Annotated in this window: 15 protein-coding genes and 1 pseudogene; 10 read left to right on the top strand and 6 right to left on the bottom strand. The window is 74.5% G+C overall.

Going from position 1 to position 26,485, the window contains the following annotated elements; translation table 11 throughout:
* The first annotated feature begins 94 nt into the window (after positions 1-94).
* From ACIQCJ_RS13700 to ACIQCJ_RS13690, 3 genes are all read left to right on the top strand, one after another.
* The gene (locus ACIQCJ_RS13700; protein ID WP_402711456.1) at positions 95-7,957 is read left to right on the top strand and encodes a putative T7SS-secreted protein; all 7,863 of its coding nucleotides are present in this window, start codon (positions 95-97) and stop codon (positions 7,955-7,957) included.
* On the top strand, positions 7,954-10,644 hold the full coding sequence (locus tag ACIQCJ_RS13695) for a right-handed parallel beta-helix repeat-containing protein (RefSeq protein WP_402711455.1): 2,691 nt from the start codon (positions 7,954-7,956) through the stop codon (positions 10,642-10,644). Before ACIQCJ_RS13700 ends, ACIQCJ_RS13695 begins: the two co-directional genes overlap by 4 nt.
* Positions 10,645-10,713: 69 nt before the next feature.
* Positions 10,714-11,646 carry an RICIN domain-containing protein gene (locus ACIQCJ_RS13690; protein WP_402711454.1) on the top strand — a complete coding sequence of 311 codons (933 nt, stop codon included), beginning with the start codon at positions 10,714-10,716 and terminating at the stop codon, positions 11,644-11,646.
* Between the two features lie 90 nt (positions 11,647-11,736).
* On the opposite strand, the pseudogene ACIQCJ_RS13685 reads toward ACIQCJ_RS13690, so the two are convergent.
* The 3 genes and pseudogenes from ACIQCJ_RS13685 to ACIQCJ_RS13675 all read right to left on the bottom strand — a co-directional run.
* A pseudogene (locus ACIQCJ_RS13685) lies at positions 11,737-12,024 on the bottom strand (hypothetical protein); the annotation flags it as partial.
* Positions 12,025-12,098: 74 nt separating this feature from the next.
* The gene (locus ACIQCJ_RS13680) at positions 12,099-14,795 is read right to left on the bottom strand and encodes a YfhO family protein (RefSeq protein WP_402711453.1); all 2,697 of its coding nucleotides are present in this window, start codon (positions 14,793-14,795) and stop codon (positions 12,099-12,101) included.
* Positions 14,796-14,910: 115 nt separating this feature from the next.
* The gene (locus tag ACIQCJ_RS13675; protein WP_402711452.1) at positions 14,911-16,524 is read right to left on the bottom strand and encodes a glycosyltransferase family 2 protein; all 1,614 of its coding nucleotides are present in this window, start codon (positions 16,522-16,524) and stop codon (positions 14,911-14,913) included.
* A 168-nt stretch (positions 16,525-16,692) separates the two neighbouring features.
* Here ACIQCJ_RS13675 and ACIQCJ_RS13670 point away from each other — a divergent pair, with 168 nt between their 5' ends.
* From ACIQCJ_RS13670 to ACIQCJ_RS13655, 4 genes are all read left to right on the top strand, one after another.
* Entirely contained in the window at positions 16,693-17,130 is a 438-nt protein-coding gene (locus ACIQCJ_RS13670) for a BlaI/MecI/CopY family transcriptional regulator (protein WP_402711451.1), read from the top strand.
* Positions 17,131-17,230: 100 nt separating this feature from the next.
* A complete protein-coding gene (locus tag ACIQCJ_RS13665; protein WP_402711450.1) occupies positions 17,231-18,466 on the top strand; it encodes a M56 family metallopeptidase in 1,236 nt (411 codons plus the stop codon).
* A 105-nt stretch (positions 18,467-18,571) separates the two neighbouring features.
* Positions 18,572-19,315 carry a glucose 1-dehydrogenase gene (locus ACIQCJ_RS13660; RefSeq protein WP_355341557.1) on the top strand — a complete coding sequence of 248 codons (744 nt, stop codon included), beginning with the start codon at positions 18,572-18,574 and terminating at the stop codon, positions 19,313-19,315.
* A 115-nt stretch (positions 19,316-19,430) separates the two neighbouring features.
* A complete protein-coding gene (locus tag ACIQCJ_RS13655) occupies positions 19,431-20,192 on the top strand; it encodes an NAD(P)H-binding protein (protein ID WP_391045909.1) in 762 nt (253 codons plus the stop codon).
* Positions 20,193-20,250: 58 nt separating this feature from the next.
* Here the strand turns inward: ACIQCJ_RS13655 and ACIQCJ_RS13650 are convergent, their stop codons facing one another.
* Positions 20,251-21,552: an MFS transporter gene (locus ACIQCJ_RS13650; RefSeq protein ID WP_402711449.1), complete on the bottom strand. Its 1,302-nt coding sequence runs from the start codon at positions 21,550-21,552 to the stop codon at positions 20,251-20,253.
* 203 nt (positions 21,553-21,755) lie between these two features.
* Here ACIQCJ_RS13650 and ACIQCJ_RS13645 point away from each other — a divergent pair, with 203 nt between their 5' ends.
* Both ACIQCJ_RS13645 and ACIQCJ_RS13640 read left to right on the top strand, forming a co-directional pair.
* On the top strand, positions 21,756-22,112 hold the full coding sequence (locus tag ACIQCJ_RS13645) for a YciI family protein (RefSeq protein WP_391045906.1): 357 nt from the start codon (positions 21,756-21,758) through the stop codon (positions 22,110-22,112).
* A gap of 7 nt (positions 22,113-22,119) precedes the next feature.
* Positions 22,120-23,421, top strand: coding sequence for an RNA polymerase sigma factor (locus ACIQCJ_RS13640; protein WP_402711448.1), 1,302 nt, complete (start codon positions 22,120-22,122; stop codon positions 23,419-23,421).
* A 31-nt stretch (positions 23,422-23,452) separates the two neighbouring features.
* On the opposite strand, the gene ACIQCJ_RS13635 is transcribed toward ACIQCJ_RS13640, so the two are convergent.
* Entirely contained in the window at positions 23,453-23,935 is a 483-nt protein-coding gene (locus ACIQCJ_RS13635; RefSeq protein ID WP_391163120.1) for an NUDIX domain-containing protein, read from the bottom strand.
* A 290-nt stretch (positions 23,936-24,225) separates the two neighbouring features.
* Here ACIQCJ_RS13635 and ACIQCJ_RS13630 point away from each other — a divergent pair, with 290 nt between their 5' ends.
* Positions 24,226-25,224, top strand: a complete 999-nt coding sequence (locus ACIQCJ_RS13630; protein WP_402711447.1) for a threonine/serine dehydratase — start codon at positions 24,226-24,228, stop codon at positions 25,222-25,224.
* Between the two features lie 91 nt (positions 25,225-25,315).
* On the opposite strand, the gene ACIQCJ_RS13625 is transcribed toward ACIQCJ_RS13630, so the two are convergent.
* On the bottom strand, positions 25,316-26,401 hold the full coding sequence (locus ACIQCJ_RS13625; protein WP_391119019.1) for a DUF5937 family protein: 1,086 nt from the start codon (positions 26,399-26,401) through the stop codon (positions 25,316-25,318).
* Between the last annotated feature and the right edge of the window lie 84 nt (positions 26,402-26,485).

The raw sequence follows: 26,485 nt of genomic DNA, 5'->3' as shown, positions 1-26,485 counted from the left end.
GGGACTTCCCGCAGTGAACCGCCGGGGCTCCTCGTACGTGAGACATGCGGCAGAACTTCGCGGCACACGGCGGTACGGCAGGAGAGGACCCGGAATGCCACGCCCCACGGACTGGGACGCGCTCGGTGTGAGCGGCGACCCCACGCCCGGCGACCCGGTGCGGATCCACACCGTGGCGACCTCGATCGGCGACCTGGGCAGGACCGCCCGGGAGATCGACACCGCGATGGAGACGGTCCTCAACAAGACCGGGCCTGAGGCGTTCTCGGGCGAGACCGCCGAGGCGCTGCGGGACCAGATCAGCGGGCGGCTGCGCGGCTTCGTACAGAGCATCGCCGAGGCGTTCGAGTGGTCGAGCACCGCTCTGACCACGTACGCGGACGCCATGTCGACCGCGCAGAGCAAGGCGGACGCGGCGCTCGACCAGGGGCGCGGGCTGGCCAAGGACGACCCGAATCTGGAGACGCTGGCGAGCACCGCGCACGACGCGGGTCAGACGCAGAAGGACGCGGCGAGCGCCGCCACCACCACGCTGCGCAAGGCGTCGGGCAACATCAAGTCGCCGGTGTCCGGCTGCGCGGAGTTCTGGGAGATCTTCCAGTGGATCGCCATCGCGCTGATCCTGCCCGCGCTGATCTTCGGCGGTCCGATCGCGCTGGTCGCGATGGCGGTCAACCTCACCATCTTCATCAAGACCGCAGTGGACTTCGCGCAGGGCAAGGTCGGCGCGCTCGACCTGTTCCTGTCCGCGCTCGGCATGATCGCGCCCACCACCCGCGCCGTGCCGATCTTCTCGCTGATCGCGAAGGGCTTCAAACTCGGCTGGCAGGCCATCAAGGCGGGCGGCATCGCCACCCTGACCTTCCTCAAGGACATGATGACCGGCATCGCCAAGCCGTTCGTCGCGCTGCCCTCGTTCAGTGAGCTCGCCCACCTGACCGGGAGCTGGACCAAGGCGGGCGGGCTGTGGCTGTCGGGCGTCGGCAAGGGCCTCGGCCAACTCGGCGCCAACGCCTTCAAGGTCGGCTCGCTCACCGTCCTCACCGGCATCAAGGGAATTCCCGCCTTCTTCAAGGGAGTTCCGGAATTCGTCACCAACTTCGGCAAGGGAAGTGCGACGTTCTTCAAGAACGAGTTCGGCGGCGCGAAGTGGCTGCGGGTGTTCCTGCCCGCCGAGGGCGACGAGATCGGGAAGTTCGGCGTCTTCGGCGCCATGAAGATCGCGCTCGTCGACCGCGGTGTGTTCGGCAAGTTCAAGTACGGCGCGGCGGACATCGTACGGCCCGGCGTGCAGGCCGTCGGCAGCGGCGTCAGCCACCTGCCGACGCCGGAGTTCGGCGGCGCGGGCCACTCGGCGCCCGGCCTGTTCATCCCCGACCCGCCCAAGCTCAGCCTCGACCTCGGGCCCAAATTCAGCGACTCGATCACCTTCAGCTTCCAGGCGATCATGGGCAAGGACGCGCTGCTTGACACCCCGATCACCGAACTGTCCTCGATGCACCTGGGCGAGTGGGCGAACGTCACGCACACCCCGACGGGCATCACCTTCGACGTCGGCGCAGGGGTGCACGCGCTGCCGCCGCCCGCCGCCGCGATCCTGGCTCCGCCGCCGCCGATCCACATCTCCACCACCGGCATCAACACCGCGGGCATCGGCGCGACCGGCGTGCACGCCCAGGTCGGCGCGCCCTCCTTCCACGTGCCGGGCATCGGCGCCAACGCCGTCCCCAGCCACATCGTCACGCAGGCCACCGACCTGGTCGTGCCGCCGCAGACCGTGGTCTCCTCGATCGGGGTCCCGCACATCACCCCGGCGGCCGTCGTGACCACCCCGCCCGCCGGGACCGTGCACGCCTTCACCCCGACCACCCCGGTGACCAGTGCCCATCTGACGAACCCGGCCGCGGTGATCGCCACCCCGCCGCCCGCCTCGGCCGTCAACGTCAATGTGAACGTGGCGGGCGCGGTCTCGATGCCGCCGCCCGCCGCCACCGCCGGTTTCGCCCACACGGTGCCCGCGCCCGCCCTGCCGCACCTGGCCACCAACGGCGCGGTGAACTTCCACGCGGCGACCGTGCCGGTCACCGGGCACGTCCCCGCGACCTTCACCGGCGGCGTCACGCACGTGGTCACCGACATCCACAGCGGCGGCTCCTTCAACGCGCTCGACCTGCTGCACACCCCGAACCCGGTCGCCGTGCACGCCCTGGCGCCGACCCCCAACGCGCTCATCACCGGCACCGCCGCGAACATCGCCAACAGCCACACGATGGCGACGCTCGCCCAGCACATCTCGGTGGACCTCGGCCCGGTCCACACCGTCGGGCACACCGCGAGCGACCTCACCCCGCCGCCGACCACCGCGCTGACCGCGACCCCGCCGCCCGCGTCGGTCGTCTCCGCCCCGCCGCCCGCGAGCGTCACCCACATGCCGCCGCCCGCGGCGGTCGCCCAGGTCCCGCCGTCCGCCGCGGTCACGCTCATGCCGCCGCCCGTGGCCGTCACCCACATGCCGGGTACGCCCGCGGTGACCACCTTCGACCTCGGCGGTACGGGCGCGGGGGCGGGCAAGGGCAAGGGGCCCGAAGTCCTCACGGCCAACGGCAGCGGAAGCGGCGCGGCGGGCGTGGACCTCCCGCCCGCGCACCGCTTCGACGCCGCGATGGACCTGCTCGACAACGGCTCACTCGGCCGCCCCTCGCCGCTGCCGCACCCCGCGTCCGGACACGGCACAGCTAGCCACGGCGCTTCGGGCCACGGGGCTTCGGGCCACGGCGCGGACGGCCCGGCCTTCGCCGGCACCGCCGTGCCGGGACTCGGCGACAAGGCGTTCGCGGGCGCCCCGGCGCGTTTCCCCGAACCGGCCCACGTCCCCGAACCGGCACACGTCCCAGAACCGGCCCCCGTTCCCGAACCGGCGCCCGTGCCCGCCGCGACCCCGCACACGACCGGTGACGTACGGCTCGGCGGACCGCCGCCGCGGCTGACCGCCAAGGAACTGGACCGGGCGTGGTCGGCCGACAGTGAGCGGATCGGCGCGCTGTTCGGCCCGGCGACCGACCCGTCACGGCCGCTGCGCTTCGACGCCTGGGGCGACTTCGTCCTGGCACGCCACGACCTCGGCCGCCTCGAACAGCACCTGGACGACCTGCGCGCGATGCCCGGCGGACCCTCCAGCGGCGAATCCCACGCCGTCACCGAGATCAGGACCCAACTGGCCGCCGCCCAGCAGCAGTTCAACGTCGCGGTACGCGGCCTGCGCGAGCACGGCATCAACCCGGCCGCGATGGACCAGCACATCACCGACCTCAACCTCCAGTCACTGCGCGAGCGGCCCCGGCTCCTCGGCGGCGCGGTGCCGCCGCCCGTCATCCGGGTCGAGGGCGCCGAAGGCGGGCGTCTCATCGAGGAGTCGGTGCCGCTGAGCGGCCCGACCGGCCTGCCGCACGGCCTCAGCGTCAGCATCGGCTACCACGTCAACGGCGTGGACATCAGGCTCCTCGACGGCGCGGGCAACGACCTCACCGCCACCAATCACCAGGTCGTCCAGGTCAACGGAGGCGGACTGTCCGTCCACGACGTGAACACCGGCATCCGGCAGACCTTCGACTCGCACGGATCGCTGCGCGCCGAGACCGTCCCGCTGCGCGGCCCGCAGGCCCCGCTCGGCACCGGCATCTCCGTCACCTTCGACCGGACGGGCGCGGCCACCCACCACCTGGTCACCGGTGGCACCGTGGACGCGGGCGCCACCGTCACCCGGCTGCCCGTACCCGGCGACGGCTTCCGCGTCGACCGCGCCGCGACACCCGGCACGTCCGCCACGTACCAGCTCTTCGACTCCGGCGGCCTGCACCTCGCGGACGGCCACGGGCTCCACACCGCCACCGGAGCCCCGCACTTCGTGGAATTCCCCGCGCCCGGCCGGGGCGGCGGCGCACAGCTCCTCGACGCCAACGGCGCGCCCGTGCACGGCTTCACGCCGGTCCGCGAGACCGACGCGACCGGCGCCACCGTCGCCGTGCGGATCGACCGCAACGGCGCGGACGGCGCCTTCGTCCGCCACGACATCACTGGCGGGCAGGCCGTGGAGACCGGTACGCCGCTGCGGCTGCCCGGCGGCGCGGCGGACGGGCGGCTCGTGGTGCGCCCGGTGGGCGGCGGCGCCCCGCACATCGAACTGCCCGGCGGCGTCAGGCCCGGCGGCGTCCAGGTCTTCGACCACGCGGGAGGCGGCCTGCGCGTCGAACGGCCCGGCGGCGCGGGACAGGCCATGACGTACCAGCGCTTCGGCCCCGACCACATGCTGGCCGGGGACGGCCGCCAACTCCTCGGCGCGGACGGCCGACCGAGCGGCGCCGTGGACTTCCCCGTCGGCGGCGGCGCTGCCGGGCACCTGGACGGCGCGTGGCAGCCGGTGCCGCACCACGCCGTACGCGTCGACCTCGACCCGGCCACCGGCAACCCCGCCACGATCCGCGTCACCGACACCGGCCGCGGCGACTACTGGACGCACGACCACGCGGGCGGCCACCTCGGCGACCACGCCGTGATGCTGCACGGCCCCGGCGGCGCGCCCCTGCACGAATTCGGCGTCACCCGCTATCCGGCGCCCGGCACCATGGGCGCCGCCCAGCGGCTCGCGATCGACGCCAACGGCGTACCGCTGCCGCACTTCGCGCCGCACGGCGACGGCTGGCGCGTCACGGACCGCACGGCGGGCGTACGCGGCGGCGAGTACCGGCAGTTCGGCGCGGACGGCGGCATCCACCAGCAGGCGATCAACGTCACGCGCGACGGCGTGCGCGTGCCGGGACAGCGGTTCGTCCTCACCTTCACGCCGAACGCGAAGACCTGGCAGCTCATGGACACCGTCGCGGGCGCCCCCTTCACGGGCGCCGGGCGCGGCCTGCTGCACTCCGGGACGGTCGACGTGGCCACCGACGCGGGCCACGTCAAGCTGGTCGCCAAGCCCGGCAAGAGCGCCGTGGAGGTCTTCGAACGCCGGCCGCTGGCGACCGGCGGCTTCCTCGACTCCCTCCGCCGTACCGACGCGAGCGGCTTCGGCAGGCTCTCCGGCCAGAACACCCGCTGGACGCACACCGACAACGCGGGCAACGTCACCAACTGGGGCCTGCGCAATGTCGGAACGCTGGACGGCAAGGCGTGGCGGGGCATCGACCACCACGGCACCCTGGTCCACGAGTTCCGCACCGGCATCGACGGCGGCGGCGTCCTCGGCGTCCGTGACGGCGCGGGCGACTGGTCGTGGGTGCGCTACGACGCCCACCACCGGCCGGTGCTCGGCGGCAGGCGCACGATGGACGCCGACGGCGGCTGGACCGACCGTCTGCGGCTCGGCGGCGACGACATCGTCGTGCAGCGCCAGTGGGGCCCCGCGCACCTGCCGCAGTCCCACGCCAACCACTACCGCGAGGCCGTGCTCGACCCGGCCAACGGGCACCTGCCCAAGACGGTCACCATCGACCCCAACGGGGCCAATTCCACCAGGCAGTTGTGGAAGGAGCAGTCGGAGCACGGCAAGCCGGCCGGAGCCCTGGAGAAGCTGCCGGACAACCAACTCCTGGAAGTCCGGCGCTGGTCCGAGCAGCGCCCGCCGCAGTGGGTCCGCAAGCATCTCATCGGCATCGGCGACGCCGTGTGGGACACGCACGGCTTCCTCAAGGGCGACACCCGCTTCCAGATGTCGAAGTGGACCAGGACGGATCTGGCGACCGCCGCCGAGACCCACGGCTTCCGCTTCACCGCCATGAACGACAATGTGCTGGACATCGCGGCGGACGGCACCTTGACGCGCGGCACGTTCAAGCTGGACCACGGCAACACCCTCACCGTCGGCGACTCCGTCACGCTGCCCGCGGGCGTCGCCCCCGTCGCCCACCGGATGCCGTGGACCGAGGGGGCGGGGAAGCTCTCCGGCTACCGGATCGAGACGCCCGGCGCGCCCGGCGGCCGGATCTGGGAGGACCACTTCAAGGTCGACCACAACGGGGCCTTCACCGGCGGCGACTGGTACGGCGCGGACGCCGCCCCGACCCGGGTGGCGCGCGCGGGCTACGCGGACGGCACCGTCGTGGAGTTCCAGCCGGTCCCGGCCGCCGGGACCGTCCTGGACGGCGGCCCGGGCGTGCGGGCGGGCGCCTTCGAGGGCAACGGCGGCCCGGCCCTGACCAAGAACGTGCACGGCGCGCCCATCGGCGACGTACGGACCTGGCCCGGCGCCGACCTGCGGCCCGGCCACGGACACGGCCCGACGACCGTCACCACCACCGCGCCGCGCTCCCGGCACTGGGACTGGTCGGGCTACAACGGCCGGACCGACACCCGCCATTGGGCCTGGGACGGACTCGACGGCGCGGGCAACCGCACCACCGGATTCACCGAGTTCGGCCGCGGCTTCAACGGCGCCACACCGTTCGACGACTCCTTCCGCGCGTATCTCCGCACCGACAACGGCCCGGTGGCGATCCGCGGCCGGGACATGCTCGGCGGCGGCGAGCACGTGGACTCCTGGCGCGTCACCAACCCCGACGGCAGCCACCAGTGGCGCTGGGCGAAGTACGACGCGTTCGGCAACGCCGTGGACTTCCACGGCGCCGGCACCCGCCAGTGGTGGAATCCGCGGGCGGGCGGCGGGGCCGGCGCGTACGTGGACGACTGGTTCACCGGCGCCCGGTCCTTCCGCGACCGGGTCGACCTCGACGGCGGCGCCGCGCCGATCACCGTCCGCGAGGTGCCCACCACCAGCACCACGGGACGCGTGCGCGAGTACCTGCCCGACGGCACCCGCCTCGGCCCCGGCGCCCCCAACCCCGTGAACCTGAACGTCTGGAAGGAGTTCGACCACAACGCGGCCGTCGTGGAGAGCAAGGTCGTCGGCACCAACCAGATCCTGACCACCGACGCCTGGCGCGGCCAGTGGGTACGGCACGACGGCAACGGCGTCATCCACGCCCAGGGCTCCGACAGCGGCTACATCTTCGAGGCGGACACCTTCGGACGCCTCCAACTCACCGGACGCGGCGTCGACTTCCGCGGCCCGGCGGCCGAACTGCGCGGCTGGGGACGACGGCTGCGCGAGCCCAACCGCATGCAGTGGAAGACCGACCTCAGCGGCCTGGACATCTCCCGGATCGGCGACGGCCTCTACCAGCCGCAGTGGAAGCTGGTCATGGAGAAGGCCGCCATCGAACTCTTCCAGGAATTCGTCCTGGAGTTCACCGCGAATCTCGCTGTCAACGCGATCGTCGCGGACATCCAGAACAGGCCGTTCTCCGGGAAGGACGCGCTCAAGGCGTTCGCGAACGCGAGCGTGAGCGCGGGCATCAAGACCGCCGTCGGCAGCCTCGTCCACGACAACAAGATCAGCGGGTTGCAGCGCACCGGCGACTGGCGCAACGGCCTGGCCAACACCGACAGCGGAAAGCCCTGGTACCGCAAGCCGATGAACCATGACAAGCACTGGTCCAACGAGTGGGCGGGCAACGAGGCGCCCACCCGCTGGCGCGGCGGCATGTACGACTTCGGCTACAACGCGGGCACCTCCACGCTCGCCGCCTGGGTCAACGGCAGCATGAACGCCTCGGTGTTCGGCATCACCGACGCCAATGGCGACACCGTCTACCTCAGCGGCGGAGCCGCGGCCCTGGACGGCCTGATCAACGCCGTCTCCGGTATGACCGGCGCGGTCAGCGTCGGTGCCATGAAGAACCTGTTCATCATGGGCGGCGGCAGCCGGCTCTTCCACCGGCAGGGCTTCGCCGAGTTCTTCCTCCAGTTCGGCTGGAAGCTCCCCGAGAAGGTCTTCACCTCCCAGCTCACCAACTGGTACCGCGCCGCCATCAACCCCTGGTGGTACCAGGGCGGTTACGGCGACACCGCCACCGCCGAGACCGGCACCGGCACCTCCGACACCAGCGGGGAGCCGCAGCCGTGACCACCGAGCGTACGACCGCCCACACCGTCCACGTCGCCGCCAAGGGACGCGGCGCCCACCGTACGATCGCCGCCGCCGTACGCGCCGCCCGGCCCGGCGCGACCGTCCTGGTGGAGCCCGGCGAGTACCGGGAGTCGCTGACCGTGGACCGGCCGGTGGTGCTGCGCGCCGAACACGGCGCGGGCAGCGTCACGCTGTACCCGGCGGCCGAGGGAACGCCCGCGCTGACCGTGGCCGACGCGCACTGCGCGGTGCACGGATTCACCCTGCGCGGCGTCGGCCCCGGAGAGGCGGCGGTCCGGGTGACCGACGGTTCGACGCTGGCGCTGCACGACTGCGTGGTCCTCGGCGGCCGGGTCGAGGTGACGGGCACGGACGCCGACGACGGCTCCCAAGGGATGCACGGAACAAGGGAGTTGGGCGTCCCCGACCCCGACGGCCTGGACTTCGACGCCGACCCCGACCCCGATCTGGCCCCGACCCGCGACCCGGGACCCGCGCTGCTCCTGCTGCGCTGCCGGATCGCGGGCGCGGTCGGCGCGGGCCTGCACCTGTCGGGCACCGCCCGCGCCCGCGCCGACGACCTGCGGATCGAGGCCGTCGACGGCACCGCGGTCGTCCTGTCCGGCACCGCCCGGCTCTCCGCCGAGCGGCTGCGCGTACGCGACTGCACCGGCACGGGCCTGCGGATCCGGGGCCGGGCCGCCGCCGCACTGGTGGACTGCGCGCTGGAAGGGACCGGCGGCAGCGGACTGCTCGTCGAGGACGAGGCGGCGCTCGTCGCGGGCGACACCCGCGTCACCGGCGCGGGCGCGGTCGGCATCCGCCTCACCGGCTCCGCCACCGCCGAGATCGCCGACTGCCGGATCACCGGCTCCGTCACCAGCGGTCTCGTCGCCCAGGACGCCGCGCGGCTGGCCGCCACCGGCTGCGCGGTCACCGACTCCCGCGCCAACGGCCTGCTGGTCCTCGGCGCCGCCACGGCCCGCCTCGCCGACTGCGCGATCTCCGGCACCGGCTACAGCGCCGTCCACCTCGCCGACGCCGCCAAAGCCGACCTGCTCGACTGCCGGATACGCGACAGCGCCGAGCACGGCCTGCACGCCGTCGGCACCGCGCACGCCGACCTCACCGAATGCGGCCTGTCCCGTGTCGCCATGACCGGCCTGCACACCGCGGAGACCGCGACCCTCACCGCCCGCGGCTGCCGCCTCACCGACACCGCGACCGGAGTGCACGCCGTCTCCGCCGCGGGCACCGAGTTGGAGCACTGCACGGTGCTGCGCGCCGCGAAGACCGGCGTCGAGGTCGGCGCGGGCGGCGGCGTACGGCTCTCCCACGTCCGGGTCGTCGCCGCGGGAGCGGCCGGGATCGTGGTCGACTCCGGCGGCACCGCGCGGGTCGACGGCGGCTCCGTCGAAGGCAGCGCCGGCTCCGCGATCGTCGTGTGGACCGGCGCGTTCCCCGAGGTCAGCGGGGTCTTCATCGACGCGCCCGCGAAGAACGGCATCTACCTCGCCGAGGACGCGGGCGGCACCTTCACCTCCTGCGAGGTCGCGGGCGCGGGCTTCCCCGCCCTCCACGTGGCACGCGGCGCCGCCCCGGTCTTCCGCCGCTGCCGGGTCCGCGACTGCGCCGAGGATCTGGGCCAGGACGAGGGAGCGCGGCCCGCCTTCGAGGACTGCGTCTCCTACGACGTACGGCGGCCGACGATTCCGCAGCTTGGCGGGGGAGCGGCGGGCCGGGCCGCGGGCCTGCCCGCGTCGCCGTCCGGGACGGCGACGCCCGGCGCACCCGGTGACGACGGACCGGACCCGGACGCGCCGGAGGAGGATCTGGACGACCTGCTCGCCGAACTCCACTCGCTGGTCGGCCTCGACGGCGTCAAGGGCGATGTCGGCTCGCTGGTCAAGCTGATGCGGACGGTACGGCGACGGCAGGAGGCCGGGCTGCCCGCGCCGCCGCTCAGCCGCCACCTGGTCTTCGCGGGCAACCCCGGCACCGGCAAGACCACCGTAGCCCGGCTCTACGGCCGTCTGCTCAAGGCGCTCGGCCTGCTGCGCCGCGGCCACCTGATCGAGGTCGACCGCAGCGCGCTGGTCGGCGAGTACGTCGGCCACACCGGGCCGCGTACCACCGCCGCCTTCCAACAGGCCCTGGGCGGCGTGCTGTTCATCGACGAGGCGTACGCGCTGTCGCCGCTGCACAGCGGCAACGACTTCGGCACCGAGGCCGTCTCGACGCTCGTCAAGCTCATGGAGGACCACCGCGACGACATCGTGGTGATCGCCGCGGGCTACCCCACCGAGATGGACCGCTTCGTCTCCTCCAACCCCGGCCTGTCCTCCCGCTTCAGCCGCACCCTGCACTTCGTGGACTACGACGCGGCGGAACTCGTCTCGATCGTGGAGCACCAGGCGGCCGAGCACCGCTACGAACTCACCGAGAAGGCCCGCGCGGAACTGAGCGGCTTCTTCGACCGGATGCCGCGCGGCGAGGGCTTCGGCAACGGCCGCTCCGCGCGCCAGGTGTTCCAGGAGATGACGGAACGTCAGGCGCAACGCGTCGCGGAACTGGCCGATCCGCGCGCCGAGGACCTGGTCGCCCTCGAAGCCGACGACTTGCCGCCGCAGTCCGTGGCCCTGCCCGCGGCACCCGCCGTCGCCCGCCCCGTCCTCAGACTCTGAGGAGACGCCGAGGCCCCGGCCCCGAGCGAACACCCCGCCCCCGCGCCCGACATCCCCCGGAGACCCCCCGTGCCGACGCCCGACCTCCCGCCGCCCGCCCTGGACAAGCCCGCGTCCGCGCCGCCGCCCGCCGCCTCGGACTTCTCCGCCACCTTCGCCGAGCACGCCTCCGTGCCCCGCCGCGGCCTGGTGCCCGGCGTGCGCGTGTGGGGCACGATCGGCGGCGCGGCGGCGGTGACGGCCGTCTGCGTGCTCGTCGTCCCGCTGCTCGGCGCCCTCGGCGGCGACAACGGCGGGGACGGCGGCCGTACGTCGGACACGGTGGTCGCCGCCGCGCGGACCGAGTCGCCGAGCGCGACGCCGTCGAGCACCGCCACCACCCCCGAGGCGGCGGTGACCACGACGAGCCCGCCGCCGACGACCAGGCCGCCCGCGGCCAAGCACGCCGCCGCCCCGCCCGCCGGGAACTCCAGCGGTTCCGGCGGCTCGGGGGGCTCGGCCGGATCAGGGGGTGGCGCCCCGCGCACCCAGGCGACGAAGAAGGCCACGAGCCCGGCGACCAGGCAGACCGCCAAGCCGCCGGCGAAGGCGACCAAGGCCGCCGCGCCGCCCGCTCCGGCCAGGGTCGGCGACTTCCTGGTCAGCGGCGGGTCGGGCAAGTGCCTGAACGCCTCGGCCGGTTCGGACGGCACCCACCTGCAACTGTGGACCTGCAACGGCAACGTCAACGAGCAGTGGACCTTCGCCTCCGACGGCACGATCCGCAGCAAGGGCCTGTGCATGGACGCCGCTTGGGGCAGCACGGACGACGGGACGATCGTCCAGATCGCCTATTGCAGCGGCAATCCGGCGCAGCAGTTCACGCTGAGCGGCGGCGTGATCCGCGGCGACCAGTCGGGCCTGTGCGTCGACGTATGGATGGCCGCGACCTCCGACGGCACTCCGATCAGGCTCCACCCGTGCAACGGCGGCACCAACCAGGCGTGGAAACGCAAGAGTTGACGGTCGACGGCCCCGAACTCCGGGCCCGTGCGGGCGTGCGGTGTCGGCGCGGCGGCAGCGGGGGCCGCGGCGCGACAGGGTGATACACCGTCAGATCACCCTGCCGTGCCGGAGCTCCCGCTGCCGCCGGTGCCGGAGGGCGTCCAGCGGTTCCGGCGCCAGCGACGACGGATGGTGGGCCTCCTTGACCAGGAAGTGCGGGTGCCGCTTGGTCTCGTAGGAGATCCGGCCGATGTACTCGCCGATCAGGCCGGGCATCACCATCTGGACGCCGCCCAGGCCCGCGATGATGGCGACCAGGGTGACACAACCGGGCGCGTCGACCCCGGTGACCAGCGCGTCCACCGTGACCCCGGCCGCGGAGAGCCCGCCGAGCACGGCACGGGTCTGCGCGTCGAAGCGGTCGATGACCGCCTCCTCGTCGTAACAGGGCACGACGACCGAGAGCTTCGTCATGCGCGCCTCCCGGGGCGACGGAGACCGAGGGCGGTTCCGCGGAGCGCGGACCCGTCCAAGAGCCCGTCGCGCGTGGTGCGTTGGGGGAAGAGCCGCCGTGCGAGGGTGCGTCCGGCGGTACCCGAGGAGCCGTCGCGCCCCGAGCGGTCGCGGAACCGGCCGCCGACGCCGACCGCGAGCAGCACGGCCAGGGCGAGGCCGGAGGCCGGGAGCCCGGCGTTCAGACCGGGTGTGCGGAACGAGCAGGAGACCCGCGAACCGCCGCCCAGATCCACGGCGATGAGGCCGCCGAGGGTGCGGGGGGCCGCCGAAGCCCCGCCGTCGACCGAACAGCGCCAGCCGGTCACGGCGGGCACGGCGAGGACCGCGGTGCCGTGGCCGCCCCGGCGGAAGGCGGCCGTGATCGTATGGCCGCCCGCCGTGACCTCGGCCGGGCCGGTGGCCCGCAGCTTCGTGACCGCGCGCCGCAGCGCGCCCTGGTCGAGGCAGCCGACCGGGAACCGGGGGATGTCCTGCGCGGTGGTGGTGCCCAGCGCCAGCCGGATCCGGCCGCTCGCGGGCACGGCGCCGAGCGGCATGATCCCGTTGGCGGCCAGGTCGTGGACGCCGACCGCCCGGTACTCGGCGCCGTTCGCACGGACCGGGCCGGAGAACCAGGGCGCGTACAGATACGCGAGGGTGCCCGGCGCGCAGGTCGCGGTGAACGACGTCCAGGCCGCGCCCTTGGCGTTGCCCGGCAGCCGCCAGGTGCCGTTCGGCTCGGGGACGGGCCGGGGCCCGGAGGCGGGAGAGAGCAGCGGCACGCGGTAGACCCGGGCGCCGAGCACGCGCTGCTGCCGGGCGAAGACCGAGGTGTCGCGGACGGCGCCGTCGAAGGCGGCGCCGGGCCTGAGGGTGACGATCGGGGGAGCGGGCGCGGTGTGCTGGGCGACGGCGCTCGGCGCGCCGGGCACAATGCCGAGGGAACTGCTCACTCCCATGATCGCCCGGCCCACCGGGTCGTCGAGGCCGTAGATGTGACGGCCTCTCATGGTCCAGGCGGAGCCGAGGGCCTGGAGGGTGGCCGCGGTCCGCGCGGGCAGGTAGCTGCTGTAGTACGAGCCGCCCTCGCCGCCGAGCAGCAGCGGGTCGTTGGCGGTGTACTGGTGCGGACCGGGGTCGGTGCGGGTCGCGGGCCAGTCGTCCCGCGCGCCGACCGCCGCGTGCGCGGTGAGCGACGCGGCGCTGATCGTCTCCCTCGGCGTCCACTGGGGGTTGTCGTCCCTGATCACGCTGACGGAGAAGACGCTGTAGGCGGTGGCGAGGAAGACCGAGCAGGTCAGCGCGGCGAACACGCCGATACGTACCCGGCGGTCGGTCCGGTGGCGGGCGAGCAGCAGCAGAAGGCCGAGGACGAGGGCGCTGTCGGCGAGGATCAGGATCCACTCGCCGCGCGTGAAGTAGTGACCGCCGCTCACCGCGGCGAGCAGGACCGCCAACGCGGCCGCGCCCGCGAGCAGTTCACGTGGGCGTGGCCTGCGGGAGAGCGCCAGCCAGGCGACCGCCACCAGCATGGACGTCAGTGCGATGGCGGCGCGGTAGGGGCTGCCGTTGGGCATGGCCAGGCCGTGCCACAGCAGGACCGTCGGCTTCCAGACGTACGACAGGGCCACCAGGACCAGCAGCCCGGTCCAGACCGCGCGTTCCCTGCCCGGCACCCGCCGCATGAAGGGGAAGGCGAGCACGAGCAGCAGCGGCAGCAGTCCGACGGAGATCCGCGGGGCGGACGGGTAGAGGCCGCCGGGCAGCAGGTGCGCGAGGTAGTCGAGGGCGGCGGGCGGCGTGTAGTCCTGGGGCTCGGCGGGCTGGGACGCCTTGCTGGCGGTGTAACTCACCGTCAGCACGGGCGCGGCCAGCAGCAGGCCGGTCGCGGTCGCCGCCGCGGCGCGCAGCAGTGCGCGCCAACGGTCCCGTACCGGACGGGAGTCGAGCAGCAGGCGGGCGCCGAGGACCAGACCCATGCCGAGGGTCGCCATGGCCGCGGTGTAGAAGTTCGCCGCCCAGCACAGGGTGATCACCAGCGTCGCGGGCACCCAACGGCGGCCGCGCAGACACCAGTCGTAGGCGATGCCGAGCAGCGGGAAGGACGACAGGCCCCACATCCACATGGGGTCGCCGAAGCCGTCCGAGATCGTCCAGGTGCTCACCGCGTAGCCGACCGCGAGCAGCGCGCGCAGCCACGGCGAGCCCGGCCGCAGCCTGCCGAGGTAGACCGTCATCAGGGCCGCGCCGAGTCCGATGCTCAGCACCGTGGCCGTGAAGACGGCCGCGTTGACGGCGTCGCGCGGGAAGAGCCCGACCAGCCAGGAGAACGGGTTCATCAGATAGGTGAAGAAGTCGGCGAGGAAGGGGACGCCGTATCCGCTGCCCCAGTTGACGATCAGGTCGCCGGTGGCGCGGCCGTGCATCAGGTCCCACAAGTGGGCGTGGTACGGCACGAATTGGTTGCCGAGGTCGTTGACGGCCCGCGATCTCGGTCCGAACGGGTACGTCCCGTGCACGGCCAGCGCCAGGCAGTAGGCGCCCATGGAGACGGCCGCCGCGAGCAGCGCCGCCAGCGGTGTCGCGGCGGCCCGGAGCGCCGGGCGGCACGGCGGACCGGCGGGCGGTGCCGCTGGGGGTGTGTCGATGGCCGCGGAGGAGGAGGTCAGCACCGTGTCCCGCTTGCTCGTATGCCTCGGATCGTCTCCCGGCGCATCCTACTACGTTCTTTGTAGTAGTTTTCGGCATCTCGTCGCTTCGTCGTCCTCCGGCGCCGACCGCCGGGGTTCATACCGCGGACGCCGTCGTACGCGACCGGCTCCGCAGCCGTCTCAGGGCCACGTCGAAGGCCCCGCGCGCGCCGGGTGCCAGGCGCAGCGCCAGCGAACCGCCCGCCGTCCGGTACGCCTGGATCAGCGCGACGCCGTACCGCCCGCAGGGGGTGACCGTGCGCCGCAGCCCCGAGTCCTGGGCGCGCGGCGCGAGCGGGGCCGTCACCGTGCCGTCGGCGTACCGCAGCCGCACCCGTACGTCCCAGGTCTGGGTGCCGCGACAGCCCGCGGCGGCGAGCCGGCCCACGTCGAGCGGGACGCTGGCGCGCCAGCGACCGCACTCGTCGTACGCCGTGGCCGTGGTGGTGACGGCGGGTTCCGCGCCGTCCCGCGCGATGACGTCGACCTCCACGGAGACCGGGCCGCCGACCGCGGCGAGGCGGCCGTACAGATCGCGGATTCGCAGCCGCAGGCGCCCGTGACGGCCGGTGAACAGCGTGCCGTCCACCGTCAACGGCAGTGCGTCGAGCGGGAGTTGGCCGAGCCCGTCGAGCCTGACGTCGCGCAGGCCGTCCGACCAGACGGGACCGGCCGACGTCCGCGCGTACGGCGGGGCCAGTCTGGCCGGGTCCGCCGCGAGCTGCGCGAGCCGGGCCAGGTCGCGCGGGGCGTCACCGGCCAGCACCACCGCGGCGATCCAGCGGGCGGGGGCCGCAGCCGCGGCCCGCTCGGCGTCGGTGAAGGAGGCCAGGTAGGCGCGGGCCAGTCTCCACCACGCGCGCTGGTACGCGGGGTCGCGGCCGGGCAGTTCGCGGACGTACAGGCACAGGTCGTCATCGAGGAATTTGGTGCGGCAGGCGGCGGCGAGCAGGGGGCGGCGGGCGGCGGTGAAGACGTCGACGGCCTGGCGGTGGGCGGCGACGCGGGCGGCCCAGTCGCCGATGTCCCGGCGGGCGGGCGCGACCGGCTCCCCGGCCTCGCGGCGCGCCCGCCGGACGCAGACGGTGTCGGGCACGACGGCGATCGGCGGTCCCGCGGCCAGGACGCGGGCGGTGAAGACGAAGTCCTCGTAGGCGAAGGTGCCTTCGGGGCAGCGGAGCCGGTGCCGGTCGAGGAAGGCGCGCCGGTAGAGCTTGTTGACGCACAGGGTGTCGCGCAGGAGCTCCGGATGGTCCTCGGGGGACGCGAGGACGGCGGCCTCGCGGTAGAGCGCGGGCTGCCAGCGCACCTCACGGCCGCCGGGCAGTTCGCGGCGGACGGCGACGCCGACGGTGACCGGCGTGCCGTGGGTCTCCGTGGCGGTCAGCAGCGCGCGTACGGCGCCGTCCGGCAGCACGCCGTCGCTGTCGAGGAACATCACGTACTCGGCGGTGGCGACCGCGACGCCGTCGTTGCGGGGCGTGCCGCGACCGCCGCTGTTCTCGGCGCGGTGCACGACGCGCAGCCGGGGCTCGCGGGCGGCCAGCGCGTCCAGGACGTCGGGCGTCCGGTCGCGGGAGGCGTCGTCCACCGCGACGACCTCGGTGACGGCCAGGCCCTGCGCGAGCGCGGACCGTACGGCGGCGCCGACGGTTTCCGCGTCGTCGCGGGCGATGACGACGACGCACACGCCCGGCCCTGTCATCCGCATGGCGAACGGTCCATGGCGGCCACTCCCTGTCGGCCCTCTCCCGGTCGGCGGCCCGGTGCTCCGGGACGCCGTGATGCCGGTGGTTACTACACTCCTTGTAGTAACCACCCGGAACCGGAAGCTACTACAGAACTTGTAGTAGCGTAATAAGGGGAGACGAGATCACCGATGGCCCCTCAGCGCCGGAGCCGTGGCGGTCTGGCACGCGACATCCAGGCCGTACTCGCCGCGGGCGCAGGACCGATGACCCCGGCGCAGGTCCGCGACGCGCTCGGCGGGGAGCTGGCCTACACGACGGTGATGACGGTGCTCACCCGGCTGCACGCCAAGGGCGAGGTCACCCGGCGGCAGGAGGGCCGCGGCTACGCGTACACCGCGCCCGCGCACCCGGCCGAGGTCACCGCGCAGCGCATGCAGCGGCTGCTCGACGCCGACGACGACCGCGCCGGTGTGCTGGTCCGCTTCGTCGGCACGCTCAAGGCCGCCGACGAACACCTCCTGCGCAGCCTTCTCGACCCTTCGGGCCCCGAAAGTCGCCGGGACGGCGAGGCAACCGACGGCGCGGCCGATCCGTCTGACGGACCGGAGCCGGACGGAAAGCGGTGAAGGTGCTGACAGCGGTGGACGCGACGAACGGGCGGCACGCGGCGGGCGCGACCGCCGTGCGCGGGCCGACGCCTCAGGCTTCGACCGACTCGACCGCATCGTGCGGATCGGCGCTTCAGGCTCCGACCGACTCGACCGACTCGACCGCGTCGCGCGGATCGCCGCCCCCGGACCCGACCTGCTCGACCGCGTCGCGCCGTCCGGCACCCCCGGACCGGCGGCGGGCGGCCGACACCGGGGAGGCGGCGTGACCGGAGCCGTCTGCGCGACTACCCTCGTCTGCCTGCTGTTCGCGCTCACCGCGCCCCGGCTCGGAAAGCTGCTGCCGCCCGCCACGGCCACCCGGCTGCTCGTGCCCGCCGCGCTCGCGGTGGCCGCCTCGACCCTGTTCGTCCTCGGCGAGCTGGGCTTCACCTGGCTCGGACAGGTGCCCGCGATCGCCGCGCTCGGACCGTGGTCGCCCAAGCGCCTCGACGCCCTCGACCCCGTGCCCGACCCGCTGGCCGCGGCCAGCCTCGTCCTGCTGGCCGCGGCCGTCGCGCACGCCTCGCTCACCGTCGTCCGCCGACTGCGCGCGCTGGCCGCCGTCTACCGGATCGCCCGCGGCCCCCGCACCGCCGACCCCGTGCTCGTCGTCGACAACGCGTGGCCCGACGCCTTCACCACCCCCGCCCCCGCCGCGCGCATCGTCATCACCACCGGCCTGCTCAGGGCGCTCACCCCGCAGGAGCGGCAGGTCGTCCTCGCCCACGAGCACTCCCACCTCAACCACCGGCACGTCTGGTGGATCCTCGCCGCCGAACTGGCCGCGGGCGTCAACCCGTTGCTGCGCCGTACCGCCAAGGCGGCCGGTCAGGCCGTCGAGCGCTGGGCGGACGAGGACGCCGCCCGCAGCGTCGGCGACCGGCAGCTCGTCGCCAGGACCATCGCCCGCGCGGCGCTGCTCCAGCACGACGCGCCGCACCCGGCCGCCGGAGCCGCGCCCGTCGCGGCGGCCACCGGCAGCGACGTCCCCGCGCGGGTGCACGCCCTGCTCGGCCGCCCGCCGCGCCGCCGCCCGCTGGCCCTCACGACACTGGCCGCGCTGCTGGTCGCCAGCACGGTCGCCACCGTCGCCGTCGAACGCACCGGCGAGCACCTCTTCGACCGCGCGGCCCAGCCGCCGCCCGCCACCGTGCGCGACCACGTCCATGTGCACGCGCGCGTCCCCGCGCCCCACCGCGCGCACACCCCCGCACCGGGCCGGGTCACCCGCCACCTCCACTCGTCGCTGGTGCCCGCCCTCGCACGGGACCGGGCCGACCGCGACACGGGCGGCGACCGCCTCCCGGGGTGAGCGCGGCTCGCACCGCCCTTGGCGCGCCCTGTTCCGCGCCGGTACGGACCGGCGTAGGTTCTGGGGCGGAGACCGCGGCCGCAACGGCCGCCGGGGGAGGGCTGCATGACCGTGCTCAAGGGCAAGACCGCTGTGGTCACCGGCGGTTCGCGGGGCATCGGCCGGGCGATCGTGGAACGGCTCGCACGCGACGGCGCGGACGTCGTGTTCGGCTACGCGCGCGACGCCGAGGCCGCGGCCGATGTCGTACGCACCGTCGAAGAGGCGGGCGGGACCGCGCGGGCGCTCCGGGCCGACCTCGTGGAACCCGGCGCCGCCGAGCGGCTGATGGCCACCGCCGACCGCCACCTCGGCGGCCTGGACATCCTGGTCAACAACGCCGCGCTGAGCATCACCCCCGCGCCCCTGGCCGACACCGACGAGGAGATGTACGACCGCGTGATGGCGGGCAACGCCAAGTCCACCTTCCTGACCATGCGTTACGCGGCCAGGCACCTGCGCGACGACGGCCGTGTCATCAACATCTCCACCCTCAACACGCTCCGCCCGGCGCCCGGGAACGCGCCCTACGCGGCCAGCAAGGGCGCGATCGAGCAACTGACCCGCGTGGCCTCCCGCGAGCTCGGCGCGCGCGGCATCACCGTCAACACGGTCTCGCCCGGCGCCACCGACACCGACCTCCTGCGCGAGGCCAACCCGGGTGCGGACTTCCAGCCGCTCATCGACCTCACCCCGCTCGGCCGCCTGGGCCGCCCCGCCGACATCGCGGACGTCGTCGCCTTCCTCGCCGGCCCCGCCGCCCGCTGGCTCACCGGCCAGAATCTCCGCGCGGACGGCGGCCTCAGCTAGTGGGGCCCTGCGGTCTCCCCGCCGTGTCCCCACGGTGGCCCCGCGACAGACCATCGGATTCCGGCTCCGAACGAGACCGCCGGACGACTCGCCAGACGAACACGGAGAAGACGTCATGACAGCATCCATCCTGGTCACCGGCGGTACGGGCACCCTCGGGCGGCACGTGATCCCGCTCCTGCCGGAGGCGGGCACCAAACCCCGGGTGCTGAGCCGTACGGCCCACGCGTCCGGCGACGGCGTCGAGTACGTCACCGGCGACCTGCTCACGGGCGAGGGAATCGACGCGGCGGTGGACGGCATCGAGACCGTCCTGCACCTCGCGGGCGACGCGAAGAGCGACGACAAGTCCACCCGCGCCCTGCTGACCGCCGCGTCGGCCGCGGGCGTACGGCACTTCGTCTACATCTCGGTCGTCGCGGCGGACAAGGTCCCGCTCGGCTACTTCAAGGTGAAACTGGCCGCCGAGCGGATGGTGGCCGAGTCCGGGCTGCCGTGGACGACGCTGCGCGCCGCGCAGTTCCACGAGTTCGCCTTCACCGTCATCGGGAAGATGGCCAAGCTGCCGGTGCTGCCGATCCCCGGCGTGATGCGGCTCCAGCCGGTCGACTCACGCGAAGTCGCCGCCCGCATGGTGGAGTTGGCCCTCGCCGAGCCCGCGGGGCGGGTCCCCGACATGGTGGGACCCACCGTCTACACGCTGGCCGAGGCGGCCCGCGGCTACCTCCAGGCGGTCGGCAAGCGCCGCCCGATCATGCCGGTCCCGATGCCGGGCAAGGCCGGGCGCGTGTACCGGGACGGGGAGAATCTGACGACTGAGGGCGCCACCGTCGGCGAGCGCACCTGGGAGGCGTTCCTGGCCGAACGGGCGGTCTGACCACGGTACGTGGGCACACCGCGGGCCGCCGTCCGCTCCGCGTACGAGGGGGCGGCCCTCACGTACGCGGAGGTTCGCCCCTGCCCCGGACCGGATGCTCCGGCTGCCCGGACGCGTCCCCCGGCGGGCGCGGCTCGGGTACGGGGGCGGGGGCCGCGCCGCCCGCGACCCGTGTGCTCGACCGGCGGGTACCGGTTGTCGCGTAGGCCGAATAGCGCGGCACCCAGCGCAGCAGCGCGCCCGCCGCCGCGAGGCCGACCGCGCCCATGAGGGCGATCCCGGCCGCGAGGCTGCCGAGGGCGGCGGCGGCCGAGACGGCCAGCGGACCGCCCGCCGCGCCGGAGTCCGCGCACAGCCGCCACACACCGAGGAACTGCGAGCGGGCGCGCGGCGGCGCGACATCGGCGCCGAGGGTCATGAGGATGCCGCTGCCGATCCCGTTGCCGAAGCCCATCAGCATGGCGACGACGGTCAGCGACGCCAGGCCGTGGGTCAGCGGCAGCGCGGCCTGCGCGCAGCCCAGCACCACCATGGACGGCACGGCGATCCACAGGCGGCCCGCCCGGTCCATCACCTGCCCCGACGGGTAGAAGGTCAGGGTGTCGACCAGCCCCGCGATCCCGAAGACCACACTGGTGGACGAAGGGCTCAGACCCAGATGGTCGGCCCACAGCGGCAGCACCGTCTGCCGGGTCGCGCGGACCGAGGCCACCAGCAGGACGGCCAGGCCCAGCGTCAGGAAGACCCGGCGGTGGCCGCGCAGCACCGACCGTACCGAGGCGGTCTCCCGCACGGCCCCCGCCGCCGGGTCCGCGACGTCGCGCACGGTCAGCAGCACCACGACCGTCACCGCCGTGCACAGCAGCGCCAGCCAGTAGATGTCGTGCACCGGGAACCTGGTGAGCACGGCCGCGCCGAGGAACGGCCCGACGAAGGCGCCGACGCGCGACATGCCGCCGAGTGTGGACATCGCCCGCGCGCGCAGCCCGGTGGGCACGACCTCGGTGAGATACGACTGTCTGGCCAGGATGAAGACGGCGTTGGAGGCGCCGGTGACGGTCACCGCCACCGCGAGCTGCCACACGCTGCGGGCCAGCGCGCAGCCGGACAGCGTCACCGCCGTGACCCCGGAGGCGACCAGCATCGCCTTGCGGTCGCCGAGCCGCGCCGCCAGCGCACCGGCCGGCACGTCGCCGAGGATCTGCCCGACGCCGAGCAGCGCCAGCACCAGCCCGGCGCTGCCGACGCTCGCGCCCAGCGCTCTGCCGCTGAGCGCGAGCACCGGAGCGAGGGCGCCCATGCCCGTCTCGAAGATCAGGACCGGCAGGAAGACCGCCGGTATCAGACTCCTCAGGGACACGGGACGCGCACTCACCTGTTGATTGCCTCACCTCGGGCCGGACCTCACCGGGCACGCCCTCGGTCGGCGGCGGGCCGTCCACCATTCAACAACAGCCGAGATGTCGATCCGGGCCCGACCCGTTCGTATGGACAGTGAGAGCCGGTCGGCGCACCGGCCGCAGGAACCGGGCAGGAGCCCGGTACGGACCCGGGAGGCACCCCATGCCGCAGTATCTGCTCAGCGTCTACCAGCCCGACACCGACGAGCCGCCGTCCGCCGAATTCCTCGCCCCGATCCGGCGCGACCTCGACACGCTCAACGCCGAGATGAAGGCCGCCGGGGCCTGGGTCTTCGCCGCGGGCCTGTTCCCCGCGGGCACGGCCACCGTGCTGCGGCACAAGGGCGACGACATCCTGACCACGGACGGCCCGTACGTCGAGGGCAAGGAGCACCTCGGCGGCTTCACGATCGTCGAGGCGCCCGACCTGGACGCCGCCCTCGCGTGGGGCCGCGCGCTCGCCCGCGCGACGACCCTCCCGATCGAGGTCAGGCCCCTCCGGTACGGGCCGTCCGAGTGACGTCGGCATGACGCGCGAGCCGGAGCGACGGCCACCGTACGAGGGGCCGGAGCCACGGGCGGCGTACGGGCCGCGAAAGGGGGCGGCGCCCGAGCCGGAGGTCGCCCGCGTCTTCCGCGAGCAGTACGGCCGCGCTGTCGCCGTCCTCGTCCGCTCCTTCGGCGACATCGACGTCGCCGAGGAGGCGGTCCAGGACGCGTTCACCACGGCGGTACGGCGCTGGCCGGCAGACGGGGTGCCGCCGAGCCCGGCGGGCTGGATCATCACCACGGCGCGCAACCGCGCGATCGACCGGCTGCGCCGCGAGTCCTCCCGCGCGGACCACCAGGCCCAGGCCGCGCTGCTGCGGGCCGACCGGGAACCGGCGCGAGAGGAGGGCCCCGTGCACGACGACCGGCTGCGGCTGATCTTCACCTGCTGCCACCCGGCCCTCTCGCCGGCGGCCAGGACCGCCCTGACGCTGCGGCTGCTCGGCGGGCTGACCACGGCCGAGATCGCGCGGGCCTTCCTGGTGCCCGAGCCGACCATGGCGCAGCGGCTGGTGCGGGCCAAGGGCAAGATCCGCGACGCGCGCATCCCGTACCGCGTCCCGTCCGACGCCGACCTGCCCGACCGGCTCCGCGCGGTGCTCGCCGTCGTCTATCTGATCTTCAACGAGGGCCACACGGCCGGTTCGGGCGACCGGCTGGTCCGCGCCGACCTGTGCGCCGAGGCGGTACGGCTCGGCCGCCTGCTGCACGCGCTGATGCCCGACGAGCCCGAAGTGCCCGGCCTGCTGGCGCTGATGCTGCTCACCCGGTCGCGGGAGGCGGCCCGCACCGCCGGGGACGGCGGCCTCGTCCTCCTCGCCGACCAGGACCGGAGCCGGTGGGACCGCGCCCTGATCGCGGAGGGCCAGGATCTCGTACGGCAGTGCCTGCGGCGGGGGCAGCCGGGTCCGTACCAGATCCAGGCGGCGATCAACGCCGTGCACAGCGACGCGCCGACGGCGGCGGCCACGGACTGGCCGCAGATCGTGACGCTGTACGACCAGTTGCTCGCGGTCGCCCCCGGCCCGGTCGTCGCTCTCAACCGCGCGGTCGCGGTGGCCGAGGTCCAGGGACCGGCGGCGGCGCTCGCCCTCGTCGACCGCCTCGACCTGGACGGCTACCACGTCCTGCACGCCGTCCGCGCCGACCTGTTGCGCCGCCTGGGCCGTACGCGGGAGGCCGCGGCGGCCTACGACGCGGCGCTCGGGCGGACCGACAACGCGGCCGAGCGGGCCTTTCTGCGCGGCAGGCGGCGGTCGCTCGACGGGCCGACGCCGTAGGGCCGGTGGGAGCGGCCCCTTATGCCCCTCGTCAACCGGCGCGCAGCGCGGCCAGGCGGTCGAGGAAGACGCGCTGCCCCTCCACGATCTTCTCGTGGGCCTGCGGCAGACCGAGCCAGGCCACCCGGTCGATCTCCGGGAACTCCTGGAGGCGGCCCGACCCCTTCGGCCACTCCATCGTGAAGGTGCCGGGCACGGCGAGGGCCGGGTCGAAGTCGGCGTGCAGCGCCCAGGCCGTGACGACCTTGCCGCCGGACTGCTCGGTCTCGCCGAGCGGGAGGAGTTCGCCGTCGGGCAGCGGCAGGCCGACCTCCTCCCGGAACTCGCGCCGGGCGGCGTCCACCGCGGCTTCGTCCGGCCCGTACTCGCCCTTGACGATCGACCACGCGCCCGCGTCGCGCCGGGCCCAGAAGGGCCCGCCCATGTGCCCGAGAAGGACCTCGATCCCGCCGTCCCGGTCCGCGCCGCCGACCTCGCGGAAGAGCAGGACCCCGGCGCTGCGCTTGTTCACCACACCGCCAAGTCTGGCCTCCCGGCCGAGGTTTACGGGAGAGGCGCACCAGACAGACGCCTGCCGGACCGGGCCCGCGCAAGGCCGCGTCCCCCGCGCCCCGGTCGGCACCCTCGCACGGCGCCGCTTTGGCCGCAGCCGTCGCCGTCCGCGCGGCGGGGGGATCTCCATGGCGACGTCGACCGGGTGCCACCAGGCGTCCTGGGCGGCGCGGGGCGCCGATCGGGCGCGTGGCACGATGATCGGACCGCGAACCCCCGAACCCCCGAACCCCCAAACACCCGGAGCAGCGCGTGCGCCACCTCGACTATGACGACATCCGGCAGGCGGCCGACCGCATCGACGGCCACATCAGGCCGGTGGCCGTCACCAGGGCCGACCCCGGCCTCGTCGGCGGCGGCCGGGGCGGCAAGCCCTACGAGCTGTGGTTCGCCCTGGAATACCTCCAGTTCACGGGCTCCTTCAAAGCGCGCGGCGCGCGGAATTTCCTGCTCGCGCACAGCGCCGCCGGCACCCTCCCGGCCGCGGGCGTCACCATCGCGTCCGGCGGCAACGCCGGGCTCGCCTGCGCGTGGGCGGCCAAAGCGCTCGGCGTCCCCGCCACCGTCTTCGTGCCCGAGACGGCCCCCGCGGTGAAGGTCGCGCGCCTGCGGGCGTACGGCGCGGACGTACGCCTGGTGGGCAAGGAGTACGCCGAAGCGCTCGCCGCCTGCGAGGAGTTCACCGCCACCGCGGGCGCGCTGGGCAGCCATGCCTACGACCACCCGTACATCGCCGCGGGGGCGGGCACCGTACTGGACGAGATCCGTACCGCGATTCCCGGCCTGGACACCGTCCTTGTGGCGGTCGGCGGCGGACTGTTCGCCGGGGTCGCCACCGCCGCGCGCGAGCACGGCATCCGCGCCGTCGCCGTGGAGCCGGAGAACGCCCGTACGCTGCACGCGGCCGTCGAGGCCGGCCACCCGGTCGACGTGACCGTGGACTCCGTCGCGGGCGACTCGCTCGGCGCGCGCCGCGCCACCGAGATGGCGGTCCACGCGGGCCGTCAGGACAACGCGCGGTCCGTCCTGGTGCCCGACCGGGCCATCATCGCCGCCCGCCAGACGCTCTGGGACGAGCTGAGGATCGTCACCGAGGTGGGCGGGGCCACCGCCTTCGCGCCGCTGCTGCCGACCGGGGGAGAGGACGGCGGCGGGCGGCCGTACGAGCCGCGCCCCGGCGAGAAGGTGGCGGTCCTGCTGTGCGGGGCCAACACCGACCCCGGCGATCTGGTGGCCCGCGCGGAAGGGTGAGCCGCGGCCGTTCGAGGGCGTCCCGCCGGGGCGGGGCGTTCCGAGCGGCACCGCTCAGCGCAGGACGGCCGCCAGCGCCGAGCGGCGCCGCTCAGCGCAGGACGGCCGCCAGCAGATCGGAGCCGAGCGACGTCAGATCGGGTGCGTTGAGGGTGTACCGGACGTAACGGCCGTGGCGTTGGCTCGTGAGCAGGCCCGCGCGGCGCAGGACGGCGAGGTGGCGGGAGACCTCGGGGGGCGACAGCTCCCAGGCGTGGGCCAGTTCGACGGTGGTGTGCGGGCCGCGCGCGAGGGTGCGCAGCAGCCGCAGCCGTACCGGATGCGCGAGCGCTTCCAGCCGGAGCGTGACCGTCTCCATCGGCACCTGCTCGGACGGGCCCGGCTCGGCCACCGGGTACTGCACCACCGGCCGCCACCCGGGCGCGTGCACCGCCACCAGGTGCGGGCGGCCGAAGACGCTCGGGATGAAGGTGACCCCGTCGTCGCGGGCGGCGGTCGCGCTGTCCTGGAGCTTGTCCACGACGATCCGGTCACCGCCCGGCGCCAGGGCGACCGCGCCGGAGACCGAGGCGAGCGCCGCACCGAGACCCTGCCGCTTGAGCAGGTCGTGCTTCAGGCGCAGGTCGGAGGCGATGCGTACGGCGGCCCCCGACCAGGCGGCGTCGAAGAACGCCCCGGCGCACTGTTCGAGGGTGTCGCGCACCCGCGCCCGCACGGCGGCCGGGTCCGCGAGCAGCCGTTCCGCGAACGCCTCCTGCAACGCGCCGCGCGCCTGGGCGAGGTCCAGGGCCCGTTCGCGCGCGGTCGCGTCGGTGAGCGGCGACGGGGAGCCGAAGTGGATCCGGTTGCTGCCGCAGGTGGTGACCAGCGCGGCGGTCACGTACCGGGCGTCGTCGATCCGGTCCACGTCGTCCAGTTCCTCGGCGAGGGTCGGCCGGGGCCGGGCGGGCACCAGGAAGTCGGCGCGCGAGGACCGCCACAAGAACTCCGCCTCCCGCAGCCGCTCGGCCAGCTCGGGCCGCAGCGCGGCCCACACGTCCGCGGCCCACCCGGCGAGCCGCGGATGGTGTCCGGGTTCCGCCAGGACGTGCAGCATCGCCGTCAGCTCCGCCAGCGGGGAGGCGGCGAACCGCAGCCGCTCGGGCGGCAGGCCGCCGATGTCGATCCGCAAGGTCACCCGCCCATTATGAGCAGCGCAAAAGCCCCTGGCCGCGTCAGTTGACGGTCTGCGTCAACCGACGCGGCGGGCGCGGCGGCCGAA

This window comes from Streptomyces sp. NPDC093221, from assembly GCF_044753885.1.
Lineage (GTDB): Bacteria > Actinomycetota > Actinomycetes > Streptomycetales > Streptomycetaceae > Actinacidiphila.
This window is presented reverse-complemented; position numbering and strand designations above follow the sequence as displayed.